Consider the following 12,544-nt stretch of genomic DNA (forward strand, 5'->3'; position numbering starts at 1 on the left):
CCCGGCCTCAGGAGTTGGACCAGCCGCGGCTGCAGAGCACCAGCCGGTAGCCGTCCGGGTCCTCGACGGTTGTGCCCCACGCGTTCCAGTACGGGTTGGGCGAGGGGACCGGTCGGCCGCCGTGCTCCGCCAAGGTGGCGACCAGCGCCTCGGAGACCGGCTCGTCCAGGTAGACCACGAGCAGGTCCTCGGCGGTCGGGCGCGGTTCCAGGGGCGCCTGCCCGGACCCGGCGACCAGCTCCAGGTGCCAGGGCGCGTCGGGCAGGCCGAGCATCAGCAGGTCGTGCTCGCCCGCCGCGTGGTCGCCCTCGCCGCGGTGGAGCACGCTCAGCCCGAGCCCCAGGACCCAGAACCGCTCGGCCGCGGCGAGATCGCGCGACGGTCGGGCGATCCGGATGTGGCTCTGTCCGGTCAACGGCATGTCGGTCTCCTGGGCTGCCGGGGCTCGCGGGCGGCGAGCGGTGGGCCACGACCGTACCCGGAAGTCGATCTTGCGGGCATCGGGCCGCGGTCGCCCGCCCGGCGGCGGGCGGGCTGCGTCGCTGGTCCTAGGACCACCGCCGCCGAGGCTCGTGCGGCTCAGCCCAGTTCGGCCAGCAGTGCCCGGGCCTCCGCGGCCTCCGCGCTCACCCCGAGGCCCTCGAAGAGGCGCACCGCCTCGCCCAGGCAGGCCCGCGCCCGGGCCGGCTGGGCGAGGCGTCCCAGGCTGTGGCCGAGCGAGCGCAGCAGACCGGCGGCCAGCATCTCGCTGGTGCGCCGGGCCAGCGGCAGCGCGCTCTCCGCGGCGTGCACCGCCTGCTCGTGGTGCCCGGTCTCGACGTGGACCTGCGCGATCAGGTTGCCGGTCGCCGCCTCGAAGGCCGGCACGCCCAGCGAGCGGAAGAGCGGCAGCGCGCGCTCGGCGCTCGCCAGCGCGGCGGTCGGCTCGCCGCACATCCGCAGCACCCGGGCCAGCGAGTACCAACCGGTGGCCCGGCCCATCGACTCGGTGCCACCGCTCAGTTCGACGCCCCGCTCGGCCGCCGCCCGCGCCTCGGCGCAGCGGCCCAGCTTGGCCAGACTGAAGGCCAGTTCGCCCAGTGACGCGCCCTCGGAGTGGGTGTCGCGCAGCTCGCGGAAGAGCTCGATCGACTCCTCGCAGTACGTCACCGCCTCGGCGAACCGCCCGTACACCCGGGCGTTGGAGCCGAGGGAGAGCAGGGCGCAGCCGCGCAGCCGCGGGGCCGAGCCGTCGGCGCAGAGTGCGACCGCCGCGGTGAGTTCGGCCCCGGCCGCGGTGAAGTCGCTGGTGTGCCAGAGCAGGTTGCCGCGCACGTACCGGGCCAGGGCTTCGCACCGGTTCTCGCCGCGCTCGGCGGCGACGGCGGCGATGCGGGCCGCGAGTTCCGCGACGGTGTCCATGTAGCCGCGGTCGAAGAGCACCGCGCCCATCTTGTCGATCAGGCTGGCAGCCTGCACGAGCGGCAGTTCGGGGTCCGCGCAGCAGCGCTCGACCAGCGCCCGGTGCACGGCGGCCTCGGAGCGCATCCAGTCCGTCGCCCGCTCGGCGCTCTGGAAGTGCGCACCGGTGGTGCCCGGTTCGACCTCGACCAGGTCGCGCCGCTCCTGCTCCACCGCGTGCGCCGCGGCCTCCGCGTTGCGCGCACTCGCCAGGCAGAAGGCAAGCAGCCCGGCCAGCGCCCGACGCGTCGTCGGCCCGCTCTCCTCCTGTGCGCAGCGGCTTCGCGCGTAGACCCGGACCAGGTCGTGGAACCGGTAGCGCTCGAACGCGCGCGACTCCAGGAGGTTGAGGTCGACCAGCGACTCCAGCAGGTCCTCGGCGGCGTCCGGCGCCAGGCCGAGCAGCGCGGCGGCGCAGCTCAGGTTCAGGTCCGGTGCCTCGGGCAGCGACAGCAGGCGGAAGGCGCGGGCCTGCTCCGGGGTCAGACCCGCGTAGGAGAGTGCGAAGGTCGCCTCCACCGCGATGTCGCCGGTGCTCAGTTCGGCCAGCCGGTGCTGCTCGTCGGCCAGCCGCTCGGCCAGCGAGGCGAGCGACCAGTCGAGGCGGGCGACCAGCCGGGAGGCGGCGATCCGGATCGCCAGCGGGAGGTGCCCGCAGGCCGCGACCACGGCGGCCAGGTGCGCTGGCTCGGCCGCGGCCCGCTCGGTGCCCACGATCCGCACCAGGAGCGCGACGGCCTCCTCCTCGCCCAGCACGTCGAGCCGCAGTTGGTGGGCCCCGGCGGGCCCGCTCAGTCGGCCGCGGCTGGTGATCAGCACCGCGCAACCGGGCGAGCCGGGCAGCAGGGGTGCCACCTGTGCCGCGTCGGCGGCGTTGTCCAGCACCACCAGGACGCGGGAGCCGGCGAGCGCCGAGCGGTAGAGGGCGGCGCGTTCGGCGAGGTCGCCGGCGATCGCGGCGTCGTCGAGGCCGAGCGCGCGCAGGAAGCCGGTGAGCACGGCCAGCGGCTCGGCGGGCGCCCGGTCGGGGCCGCGCAGGTCGGCGTAGAGCTGGCCGTCGGGGTAGTGGCCGCGCAGTCGGTGGGCGGCCTGGACGGCCAGGGCCGTCTTCCCGACGCCGCCGATGCCGTCGATCGCGGAGATCACCACGGTCGGGTTGACCGCGGTGGGGGCGGGGCCGGCGGTGGGGGCGGGGCCGGCGGTGGGCGTCGCGAGCACCTCGGCGAGCCGGGCCAGCTCCGCCTCCCGGCCGGTGAAATCGGTGATCCGGGGCGGCAGTCCGGCGGGTCTGGTCCGCTCGGCCGGGGCCGCCTGGGACGGGGCCGGGCAGAGCTCCGGGTCGGCGCGCAGGATCCGGGCCTGGAGTTCGCTCAGCGCTCGGTCCGGGCAGACCCCGGCCAGCGAGCGGCGCACGTCCTCGTGGACGGCGAGTGCCTCGGCGGTGCGCCCGGCCCGGTGCAGGGCCAGCATCTGCACGGCCCGCAGCCGCTGCCGTTCCGGGTGTTCCAGAACCAGGTCGCCGACCTCGGCGGCGAGGTCGGGGCGGTCGCCCAACTCCGCGTCCAGCTCCAGCTTGGCTTCCAGGACGGCCAGACGGCGCTCGGTCAGGGCCAGCCGCACGGCCTCGGCGTGCGGTCCGGCCAGCCCGGTCAGCGGCTCGGCGGTCCACAGCTGGAGGGCGCCGGTCAGGACGGCCCGGACCTCGCCGGGCGGGGCCCCCTCGTGGCGGGCCTGCGCGGCCTGCGGCAGGGCGAGCTCGAAGGCGGTGGTGTCCAGCGCGTCGGGAGCCAGCCGCAGGGCGTACCCGTCACCGACGGTGACCAAGCAGGAGGCGGCCGCATGCTGCTTGAGCAGGGCGCGCAGCCGGTAGACGTGGGTGCGCAGCACCTGGACCGGGTTGCCGGGCCAGGCGCGCCCGCCCCAGACGCCCTCGGCGAGCAGCTCGACGGAGACCGTGCGGCCCGCGGCGGTGAGCAGCATCGCCAGTACCTCCTGCTGCTGCGGACGGCCCAGGTCGAGTTCCACCTCGCCCGCCCAGCCGCGCAGCGGGCCGAGCAGGGCGAAGCGCAGCCTGGTCGCGTCCCCCTCCTGGCGGTCCGTCCGGCGGATAGCGGCGCGCTGCCCGGCGCCGTCCTTCGCCGCCGGTACCGTCGTGACCAGCGCGGATCGCGCTTCCTGCATGCTCGTACTCCATCGCCCCGGGGACCGAGCGGTCAGTATGGCGAGGACGGATAAACGTCTGATGTCACCAGCCGGAGGCGGCTCGTCCATTTGTCCCCGGGGGCCGCGCTGCCACTACGGTGACCCACGAACGATCGGGGACGGGACGAGGGGAAGGGGACCCCGGGGTGCTCAGCTTCACACTGCTCGGCGCGGTCACCGCCACGCGGGCGGGGCGGGCGCTGGAGGTGGGGCGGCCGCAGCAGCAGGCGGTGCTCTCGGTGCTGCTGCTGGCGCCGGGGCGGCCTGTCACGGACCGTCAGCTGATCGAGGCGGTCTGGGGTGAGGACGAGGAGGGCTGGCCGCGCGATCCGACGGGCGCCCTGCGCACCCACATCAGCCGGATCCGCCGGGGGTTGGCCGAGCCGGCGGCCGGCCGGGACTCGGTCCTGGCCTCCATCACCCGCGGCTACCGGCTGGAGCTGTCGCCCGACCGGATCGACGCGCACCGCTTCGAGCGGGCGCTGGCCGACGCCACCGCCTGCCGGGTGGACGACCCGGCCGCCGGCTGGGCGCTGCTCGGCACCGCTCTGGAGCTGTGGACCGGACCGGCGCTGACGGGCGTGCCCGGGGCCTGGGCGGAACGCCACCGGGCCCGGTTGGCCGAACGCCGGCTGGCCGCCCTGGAGTTGCGCTTCGAGCTGGGCCTGCGGCTCGGCCGGCACGCGGAGGTCCTGGATCAGGTGTCGGAGTTGGCCGAGCGGTTCCCGCTGCGCGAGCGGCTGCACCTGCTGCGGATGCGGGCGCTGGAAGCCTGCGGGCGCCCGGCCGAGGCGCTGGAGGTCTTCCGGCGGACGCGGCGGACCCTGGACGAGGAACTGGGCCTGGCTCCCGGTGCGGCCTTGACCGAGCTGTACCAGCGGATCCGGCGGCCCGACGGGCGGCCTGCCACTCGGCCGACGCCCGGTCAGCTCCCGTCGGACGCCGCCGACTTCACCGGCCGCGGTGCGGAGCTCGCGCTCCTGCTGGACGGGCTGGGCGGGCTGGACGGGCTGGGCGGAACCCCTCGCAGCGCCGCCGCACTGCTGGTGGTCGGCGGTCCGGCGGGCACCGGCAAGTCGGCGCTCGCCGTCCGGGCGGCCCAGCAGGCCCGCGCCGGCTACCCCGACGGCCAGCTCTACGCGGACCTGCGCGCGAGCCAGGACCCCCCGGCCGGCGCCGCCGAGGTGTTGCCGGCCTTCCTGCGCGCGCTGGGCGCCGATCCGCACGGGCCCGCCGACCTGTTGGCGGCCCGCTACCAGCAGGCGCTGGCCGGGCGGCGGGTGCTGGTGCTGCTGGACGACGCCGCCGACCAGGCGCAGGTCGGACCGCTGCTGCCCCGGGCGGCGGGCTGCGCGGCGCTGGTCACCAGCCGGTCGCCGACGGCGGCGGCCGCCGGGGGCCGAGCCGCCCAGGACCCATGGCCCGACGCGGTGCGGCTGGTGCTCGGCCCGTTGGACCTCGCCCAGGGCTGCGCACTGGTGGCCGCCATCATCGGCGCGGCCCGCGCCGCCGCCGAGCCGGACGCCGTCGGCCGGCTGGTCACGGTCTGCGCGGGCCTGCCGTCGGCGATCCGGGCGGCGGCGGGCAGGCTGGCCGCCCGGCCGCGCTGGGCGGTGGCGGAGCTGGCCGAGCGGCTGGCCCGGGCGGAGCGGGTCTGACCTGGGCGCCGCCGGGGCGGTTCAGAGGGTCTTGACCGGTGTGCCCCCGTCGCCGATCAGCCCGCCGTAGGGCACCATGCCGTTCGTCCCGTTGCGCACGGGGCCGGCCCAGATGTCCAGGTGGCCGTCCGGTTCCACCGTCAGGTAGTTGGTCGGGTGGATCCCGTCCGTGAACGTGTAGCTCGCCCAGCAGGCGTGTCCGTCGGCCGCGTAGACCACGAGGTTGCCGTCGGACTGCATGACCGCCTTGGCGCCGCAGCCCACGGTGTTGCTCGCCCACACGGGCCGCACGTCGTTCCAGTTGTTGTCCGACGTCGTGTAGCTGACCAGGTTGCCGTCCGACTGCATGATCAGCCGGCCGGCGCCGGTGGGGCCGTAGCGGTCGACGTGCCAGCCCGGGTAGAGCGGCTCGTCGTTCCAGATGGTCCCGGAGCCGGGGTCGTAGGCGGCCTGGGCGGTGCCGCCGGTGGCCAGGACCCCGGTGGCGGCGATGATGCCCGCCGAGGCCAGCCCGAGGATCCTGCGGACGGCCCGTCCGGTGCGCTGAGTCATGCCAACTGCCTTTCACTGTTTCCACTGCCGAGTGGTGACGCGCCGGAACGGCGGCTGGTCACCCGGGATGAAGCTAGGGGTCACGAATAAACAGCTGATCATCAGATGATCAAGGGATGACCAGGTGTTCTGCCGGCCTCAGGCCGCGAAGTCCTGCGCCCACCAGTAGGTGCCGTTGGCCACGGTCAGGCCGACTCCGGTGTAGGTGTAGTCGCCGAGGATGTTGTTCCGGTGCAGCGCGTCACCGGTCCAGGCCTGGACCACCGACTGCGCGTCGGTCCAGAAGCCGGGTGCGCCCGCCGCGTTCTCCGCGAGCGCGCCGATGGGGTGCGCGTAGCCGTAGGCGCGCAGCGAGTTGGACATGTCGCCGAACGCGAAGTGGCCCTGCTGGCCGTGCGCGGACTCGGCGTTGGCCTCGTCCTGCGCCGTCCGGGCGAGGGCCGGATCGGCCTGCAGCGCCGGCTTGCCGTTCTGCGCGCGGTAGGTGTTGACCAGGTCGAGCACCTGCTGCTGCATGCTCGGCCCGGGCTGCGTCGGCTGGAACTGGGGTACCGGCTGCGACCACTGCTGGGCCGCGCTGTAGTTGCAGGTGTAGATCTGCAGCTGGGTGCCGTTGACGGCGTTGCCGCCCGGCACGTCGAGGCACTTGCCCGACTGCGGGTTGACCAGCACGCCGTCCCCTGGCTGCGGGCTGCCCAGCGAGCCGCCGGCGGGGTACGTCCACTGCTGCGCACCGGTGCCGTTGCAGTCGTAGAGCTGGACCGGCGTGCGGTCGGCCGTCCCGCCCGAGGTGACGTCCAGGCACTTGCCGAGCGCCGACAGCGTGCCGCCGCTGTACGTCCAGGTCTGCGCGCCGGTTCCGTTGCAGTCGTAGAGCTGCACGGCCGTCCCGTTGGCGGTGCCGGCCGCCCGGACGTCCAGGCACTTGCCCCCGTCGCCGTTGACCGAGCCCGACAGGCCGGTGTCGGCCTGGGCCCCGGTCGTGAAGCCTGCGGTCGCCGCCAGGACGGTGGCCGCGGTGAGCGCCACCTTGGTCAGCGTGCGGATGGTCATGCGTGTCCCTCCCCTTCGGTCGGTGCCGGGCCGGAAGGCCCGCACCGCTTGGGGAGGACGTTAGAAAGCCCCGATCAACGCCGTCTTGACAGGGCACTTCCGCCGCCTTTGAGGGCCGCAGGCAGGGCTGGGCGGTCGGATGTACGAAAATGCCTGCGCGCACGAATCATCTGATCCGATAATTGGCTCACTTGCTTCGCGGTGCTGTCGCCGCGTCAGGTCCAGCCCGCTGTCACGAAGGAATTCCGATGCGTTCCAAGCGTTTTCTGCTCCCGGCTGCCCTGGGCGTGTCCGTCCTGTTGGGTGCCACCGCCTGTGGAGCGGGTGACGGTGCGTCGGCCGCGGGGGCGCAGGCGAGTACGAGTCCCAGCCCGGGGCCGAGCCGGGGCGCCGGTTCCGGCCTCGCCTCGCTCAGTGGCCAGGAGATCCTCCGGCAGGCCGCGAGCGCACTGGAATCGGCGGAGTCGGTGCGTGTGTCGGGGACCGTCGTCTCGGGCGGCCGGACGTCCAGCGTGAACCTTCAGACCACCCTTGGAGGCGACTGCCAGGGCACCGTCGGCATCTCCGGCGCGGGCGAGCTGGAGATCCGGCACTCCGGTGACCGGACCTGGGTGAAGCCGGACGCCGCCTTCTGGAAGTACCTCGCCGGGCAGCAGGGCCACCCGGAGACCGGGGACCAGGTCGCGCGCCGGTTGGCGAACCGCTACCTCACCGGGGTCGGCATCGCCGCTGTCACGAAGCAGGTGACAGCGGCGTGTGACATCGCCAACCAGCTCGGTAGCGAGCTCGACCAAGGGTCCTCGGCCACGGTGGGGGGCACCGGTACCGTCAACGGTGTCGACGCCCTCACGGTGACCTCGGTGGACGGTGACGCGACCGGAACGATCTCAGTGGCGACTTCCGCCAAGCCGTACCCGGTCCGGATCGTGCAGGTGGGCGGCGACTCGCCGGGCACGGTGGACTTCTCCGACTACGACAAGCCGCTCACCGTCCAGGCCCCGCCCGCCGATCAGGTCATCGACGTCAGCCAGTTCCAGCAGGAGCTGCAGTCGGTCTGAACGCCCCCTGACGATGACGGCCCCCGCGGCTCAGGAGGGCTTGCCGCGGGCGTAGTGCCGTGAGGCCTTGGCGCGGTTGCCGCAGGAGGCCATCGAGCACCAGCGGCGGGTGCCGTTCTTCGAGATGTCGTGGAAGTGCAGCACGCAGTCGGGGTGCGCGCAGGAGCGGATCCGCTCGGGTGCCTCGGCGAGCAGGCGCAGGTAGTCGGCGGCGGCCTGCCAGGCCGGCAGCCACCCGGGGTCGTCGGTGCGGACCTGGTCGACCGGGCCGTCCGGGCCGAGCCTGCGGTCGATCCAGCCGTGCGCGAGAACGGCGTTGAGCGCCGTGCGGGCCTGTGGATCGTCCCTGTCGTCCACCAGTCGGCCGATCGCCGCGCGGGCGGTGAGCAGCGCGTCGAGCGTGGCCCGGTCGGCGCCGGCCCGGTCGGCCAGGCCGTTGAACTCCAGCCAGGCCGCCAGCCCGGCCACCGAGTCCAGCAGGTCACGGGGACTGCCGCCGCTGTTCCAGCGGGTGTTGAGCAGGTCCAGGCTGAGCGGCTCGCCGGGCAGCGGACGCGGGTCCCGCGGTGGCACCTGCAGGGACATCGGACTCCTCTCCTCGACTGACCCTTGATTCTAACCACCGTACGGCGCCAATGGTGGTTGACGCTCCTTCTCTCTAACCTCCATACTCGATCACAGAGGTTAGTCGGAGATCGTCCCCCGCCTGCCGCCCGTTCCGCATCCCGCGAGGAGCCACCGCCATGACGAGCCTGAAGACCGGCCACATCGGCCTCAACGTCACCGACCTCGACCGGTCCAGCGCCTTCTACCAGCAGGTGTTCGGCTTCGAGGTGGTCGACCGCAGCGCCGACCCCGAGCACCCGTGGCACTTCCTGGGCCGGGACGGTCAACTGGTGATCACCCTCTGGCAGCAGAGCGAGGGCCGCTTCTCCACCGCCGCGCCCGGCCTGCACCACCTCTCCTTCGAGGTGCCGGACCTCGTGGACGTGCTGCGGGCCGAGCAGGTGCTGCGCGCGCTGGGCGCCGAGTTCGAGCGCGAGGGCGTGGTGCCGCACGGGGAGGGCGCGGCCTCGGGCGGGATCTTCTTCACCGACCCGGACGGCACCCGCCTGGAGATCTGCACCGCGTCCATCGCCGGGGCCGGCGCCGCCCCCAGCGGCACCGCCCCGACCTGCGGCTTCTTCTGAGCCCGCCCCCGTACCGCCCGCCCCACGCCCCCGGAGGCAGCCGTGAACGCCCGCTCCGACCACCCCGCCGCCGTCCCCGCCGCCCCCGCCGCCTCCGGCGAGGAGCTGGTCCGCCACCGCGCCGGGTTCGCCCGCGCCGGCTACGCGGGCCCGACCAGGTACCGGCGGATGCCCGCCGTCGCCGCACAGTTCCTCACCGCCCAGCCGATGCTCGTGGTCGGCGCGGCCGATGCCGAGGGCCGGGTCTGGGCGGGCCTGCTGACCGGCCGGCCCGGGTTCCTGCAGGCGGAGCCGGCGGGCGGCTCCCCGGACGACGACGCACCGGACACCGTCGCGATCCAGGCGCGCCCGGTGCCCGGCGACCCGCTGGCGGAGGTCCTGGCGGCACCGGCCGAGGTCGGCAGCATCGCCGTCGAACCGGCCCGCCGCCGCCGGATGCGGATGAACGGCCGCGCCGCTCCCACCGACGCGGGCCTGCGCCTGACCCTCGCGCAGGTCTTCTCCAACTGCCCCAAGTACATCCAGACCCGGGACTTCACGTTCGCGCAGCCACCCGCCGCGGGCAGCGTGACGGCCTTGCGCGGCAGTGCCCTGACCCTCGGGCAGCAGCTCGACATCGGCACCGCCGACACGTTCTTCATCGCCACCGCCGACCGCGGCGGGCAGCCGGACGCCTCGCACCGTGGCGGCAACCCCGGCTTCGTCCGGGTGCTCGGCCCCGACCGGATCCTCTTTCCGGACTACCGCGGCAACGCGATGTTCAGCACGCTCGGCAACCTCCAGGAGAACCCCGCCGCCGGCCTGCTCTTCGTCGACTGGGAGACCGGCACCACCCTCCAGCTCACCGGCACCGCCCGCACCGACTGGGACCCCGCGCACATCGCCGAAGTCCCGGGCGCCGAACGGCTGGTGGAGTTCACCGTGCTCCAGGTCGTGGAACTGCGCGGCGCCCACCCGCTGCGCTGGACCGAACCCGGCTACTCGCGCTTCAACCCGCCGGCCGCCTGACCGCGCGAGCGGCACGCCCGGCGGCCGGACCGGTCAGTTTTCGAGAAGCGCGGGCCGTCGGGCCAGACCTAGCATGGCGGCCATGGACATCACCATTCACACCAGCGCCCTCCCGCACGTCGACCCGGACGCGTCCGTGGCCTTCTACCGCGACGCCCTCGGCTTCGAGGTACGCAGCGACGTCGGCCAGGGCAAGATGCGCTGGATCACGGTCGGCCCCGTCGGCCAGCCCGACACCTCCATCCTGCTGGCGCCGCCCGCCATCGACCCCGGGATCACCGAGGACGAGCGCCGCACCATCTCCGAGATGATGGCCAAGGGCACCTACGGCTGGATCCTGCTGGCCACCCGGGACCTCGACGCCACCTTCGAGAAGGTGCAGGGGGCCGACGCCGAGGTGGTCCAGGAGCCGACCGAGCAGCCGTACGGCATCCGGGACTGCGCCTTCCGCGACCCCGCGGGCAACCTGATCCGGATCCAGGAACTGCGCTGAGCCATGCGCACCCGAGCGCCCGCCGAGCTCGACGAGGGGAGTACTCGCATGTGCCACCCCGCCTGGGGCCGCGCCCGCGCCGAGGCGCAGCGCCTGGCCGACCTGGCCCGGCTGCGCCGGGTCCGCGACCGGATCGACCGGGAGTACGCGCAGCCGCTGAACGTCGAGGCGCTGGCCCGCGGCGCGAACATGTCGGCCGGGCACCTCAGCCGCCAGTTCCGGCTCGCGTACGGCGAATCCCCGTACGCGTACCTGATGACGCGTCGCATCGAGCGCGCGGCGGCGTTCCTGCGGCGCGGCGACCTGAGCGTCACCGAGGCCTGCTTCGCGGTCGGCTGCGCCTCGCTGGGCACCTTCAGCACCCGCTTCACCGAGCTGATCGGCATGCCGCCCAGCGCCTACCGCCGCAGCGCGGGCACCGCGGCGGGGCTGCCGCCGTGCGTGGCCAAGCAGGTGGCCCGACCGGTCCGAAGCCGTCCGGCACGGCCCGTCGAGCCGCAGCCGGCCTGACGAAGCGGGGCAGCAGCAGGCGTCAGCCCAGCACCGGCAGCGGCGGCAGCGCCCCCGCGAACAGCCAGGCGTCGAACAGCCCCACCACCGGTTCGGCCGCGTACCGCTGCACGTGCGCCATGAAGTCCGCCGTGGTCACCACGCCGTGCCGCCGCCCGGTCGTCCAGTCGCGCAGCATCCGGTGGAACGCCTCCTCGCCGAGCGCGCAGCGCAGCGCGTGCACGGTCAGGCCGCCGCGCTCGTAGAGGCGGTCGTCGAACATCAGCGCCCGGCCCGGATCGGCCAGGCACAGGTCCTGGGGGAGCGCGGCGAGCAGCCGGTGCGCGTCGGCGGCGTGCGCCTGGGCGCTGCGGCCGCCCGCGTGCTCGGCCCAGAGCCACTCGGTGTACTTCGCGAAGCCCTCGTTGAGCCAGATGTGCCGCCAGTCGGCGATGGTGACGCTGTTGCCGAACCACTGGTGCGCCAGCTCGTGCGCCACCAGCCGCTCGGCGCCGCGCACCCCGTCCACGTGGTTGGTGCCGAAGCAGGCCATGCCCTGCGCCTCGACCGGGACGTCGAGCTCCTCGTCGGCGACCACCACCACGTACGCGTCGAACGGGTAGGGCCCGAACAGCTCGGCGAAGTACCGCATCATCCGCGGCTGCCGCCCGAAGTCGGCGGCGAACCGCGAGACCTGCGCCAAGGGCACGTAGCCGGCCTGCGGCACCGCGCCGGGCTCGGCGTCCACCAGCAGGACCCGCTCGAAGGCGCCGATCGCTATCCCGACCAGGTAGCTCGCGGTGGGCGCGGCCTGCTCGTAGACCCAGGTGGTGCTGCTGGCCTTGGTGGTGCGGGCGAGCAGCCGCCCGCCGGTGACCACCGCGTACGACGAGGGCGTGGTGATCGAGATCAGGTACGAGGCCTTGTCGGCGGGCCGGTCGTTGCACGGGAACCAGGACGGCGCGCCGACCGGCTGGCTGGCCACCAGGGCGCCGTCCGTCAGCTCCTCCCAGCCGAGCCCGCCCCAGTCGCTGCGCACCGGCCTCGGGTTGCCGCTGTAGTGCACCTCCACGGTGAACGCGGCGCCCGCGGCCGGCGTCCGGGCCGGCCGGATCCGCAGCTTGCCGCCCCGGTGGGCGTAGTGCGCGGCCTTGCCGTCCACCAGCACCCGCCCGATCCGGAAGTCGGCCAGGTCCAGCGTGAACTCGCGCAGCGGCTCGGGCCCGGCCAGCGCGCTGAGCCGGGCGGCCCCGGCCAGCCGGTTGGGGCCGGGGCGGTAGTCCAGGGTCAGCTCGTAGCGGTGCACCCGGTAGCGGGGGTCGCCGTTGTTCGGGAAATAGGGATCGACCTGCTTGCCACCCACCGCTGCGACCGCTCCCTGTTCTGTGCCGTTCACCGTGT

At 74.5% G+C, this 12,544-nt stretch carries 12 protein-coding genes; 6 read left to right on the plus strand and 6 right to left on the minus strand.

The window, feature by feature from the left end:
* Positions 1-7: 7 nt before the first annotated feature.
* Both OG294_RS33030 and OG294_RS33035 read right to left on the minus strand, forming a co-directional pair.
* A complete protein-coding gene (locus OG294_RS33030; RefSeq protein ID WP_327070220.1) occupies positions 8-421 on the minus strand; it encodes a VOC family protein in 414 nt (137 codons plus the stop codon).
* Positions 422-579: 158 nt separating this feature from the next.
* Complete coding sequence (locus tag OG294_RS33035) at positions 580-3,621, minus strand: AfsR/SARP family transcriptional regulator (RefSeq protein WP_327070221.1); 3,042 nt, start codon at positions 3,619-3,621, stop codon at positions 580-582.
* Between the two features lie 167 nt (positions 3,622-3,788).
* Between OG294_RS33035 and OG294_RS33040 the strand changes: the two genes are divergently transcribed.
* Complete coding sequence (locus tag OG294_RS33040; RefSeq protein ID WP_327070222.1) at positions 3,789-5,300, plus strand: AfsR/SARP family transcriptional regulator; 1,512 nt, start codon at positions 3,789-3,791, stop codon at positions 5,298-5,300.
* A gap of 21 nt (positions 5,301-5,321) precedes the next feature.
* Here the strand turns inward: OG294_RS33040 and OG294_RS33045 are convergent, their stop codons facing one another.
* Together OG294_RS33045 and OG294_RS33050 are read right to left on the minus strand one after the other, a co-directional pair.
* Positions 5,322-5,852 carry a hypothetical protein gene (locus OG294_RS33045; protein WP_327070223.1) on the minus strand — a complete coding sequence of 177 codons (531 nt, stop codon included), beginning with the start codon at positions 5,850-5,852 and terminating at the stop codon, positions 5,322-5,324.
* Between the two features lie 138 nt (positions 5,853-5,990).
* The gene (locus OG294_RS33050) at positions 5,991-6,905 is read right to left on the minus strand and encodes a CAP domain-containing protein (protein ID WP_327070224.1); all 915 of its coding nucleotides are present in this window, start codon (positions 6,903-6,905) and stop codon (positions 5,991-5,993) included.
* Positions 6,906-7,153: 248 nt separating this feature from the next.
* On the opposite strand from OG294_RS33050, the gene OG294_RS33055 reads away from it, so the two are divergent.
* Positions 7,154-7,963 carry a hypothetical protein gene (locus OG294_RS33055; protein WP_327070225.1) on the plus strand — a complete coding sequence of 270 codons (810 nt, stop codon included), beginning with the start codon at positions 7,154-7,156 and terminating at the stop codon, positions 7,961-7,963.
* A gap of 30 nt (positions 7,964-7,993) precedes the next feature.
* On the opposite strand, the gene OG294_RS33060 is transcribed toward OG294_RS33055, so the two are convergent.
* Entirely contained in the window at positions 7,994-8,548 is a 555-nt protein-coding gene (locus OG294_RS33060; protein WP_327070226.1) for a CGNR zinc finger domain-containing protein, read from the minus strand.
* Between the two features lie 158 nt (positions 8,549-8,706).
* On the opposite strand from OG294_RS33060, the gene OG294_RS33065 reads away from it, so the two are divergent.
* From OG294_RS33065 to OG294_RS33080, 4 genes are all read left to right on the plus strand, one after another.
* Positions 8,707-9,153 carry a VOC family protein gene (locus tag OG294_RS33065; protein WP_327070227.1) on the plus strand — a complete coding sequence of 149 codons (447 nt, stop codon included), beginning with the start codon at positions 8,707-8,709 and terminating at the stop codon, positions 9,151-9,153.
* Positions 9,154-9,195: 42 nt separating this feature from the next.
* The gene (locus OG294_RS33070) at positions 9,196-10,161 is read left to right on the plus strand and encodes a pyridoxamine 5'-phosphate oxidase family protein (RefSeq protein WP_327070228.1); all 966 of its coding nucleotides are present in this window, start codon (positions 9,196-9,198) and stop codon (positions 10,159-10,161) included.
* Positions 10,162-10,243: 82 nt separating this feature from the next.
* Entirely contained in the window at positions 10,244-10,654 is a 411-nt protein-coding gene (locus OG294_RS33075) for a VOC family protein (RefSeq protein ID WP_327070229.1), read from the plus strand.
* 48 nt (positions 10,655-10,702) lie between these two features.
* Positions 10,703-11,164, plus strand: coding sequence for a helix-turn-helix transcriptional regulator (locus OG294_RS33080; protein WP_327071761.1), 462 nt, complete (start codon positions 10,703-10,705; stop codon positions 11,162-11,164).
* Between the two features lie 22 nt (positions 11,165-11,186).
* Here the strand turns inward: OG294_RS33080 and OG294_RS33085 are convergent, their stop codons facing one another.
* A complete protein-coding gene (locus OG294_RS33085; protein WP_442789267.1) occupies positions 11,187-12,539 on the minus strand; it encodes a M1 family metallopeptidase in 1,353 nt (450 codons plus the stop codon).
* Between the last annotated feature and the right edge of the window lie 5 nt (positions 12,540-12,544).

It is taken from the genome of Kitasatospora sp. NBC_01302 (assembly GCF_035976515.1).
Taxonomy (GTDB): domain Bacteria; phylum Actinomycetota; class Actinomycetes; order Streptomycetales; family Streptomycetaceae; genus Kitasatospora.

Excerpts from the sequence above, each read along its gene's own strand:
- OG294_RS33030 (WP_327070220.1), bottom strand. The coding sequence starts at position 421 with ATGCCGTTGACCGGACAGAGCCACATCCGGATCGCCCGACCGTCGCGC.
- OG294_RS33035 (WP_327070221.1), bottom strand. The coding sequence starts at position 3,621 with ATGCAGGAAGCGCGATCCGCGCTGGTCACGACGGTACCGGCGGCGAAG.
- OG294_RS33045 (WP_327070223.1), bottom strand. The coding sequence starts at position 5,852 with ATGACTCAGCGCACCGGACGGGCCGTCCGCAGGATCCTCGGGCTGGCC.
- OG294_RS33050 (WP_327070224.1), bottom strand. The coding sequence starts at position 6,905 with ATGACCATCCGCACGCTGACCAAGGTGGCGCTCACCGCGGCCACCGTC.
- OG294_RS33055 (WP_327070225.1), top strand. The coding sequence starts at position 7,154 with ATGCGTTCCAAGCGTTTTCTGCTCCCGGCTGCCCTGGGCGTGTCCGTC.
- OG294_RS33060 (WP_327070226.1), bottom strand. The coding sequence starts at position 8,548 with ATGTCCCTGCAGGTGCCACCGCGGGACCCGCGTCCGCTGCCCGGCGAG.
- OG294_RS33065 (WP_327070227.1), top strand. The coding sequence starts at position 8,707 with ATGACGAGCCTGAAGACCGGCCACATCGGCCTCAACGTCACCGACCTC.
- OG294_RS33075 (WP_327070229.1), top strand. The coding sequence starts at position 10,244 with ATGGACATCACCATTCACACCAGCGCCCTCCCGCACGTCGACCCGGAC.
- OG294_RS33080 (WP_327071761.1), top strand. The coding sequence starts at position 10,703 with ATGTGCCACCCCGCCTGGGGCCGCGCCCGCGCCGAGGCGCAGCGCCTG.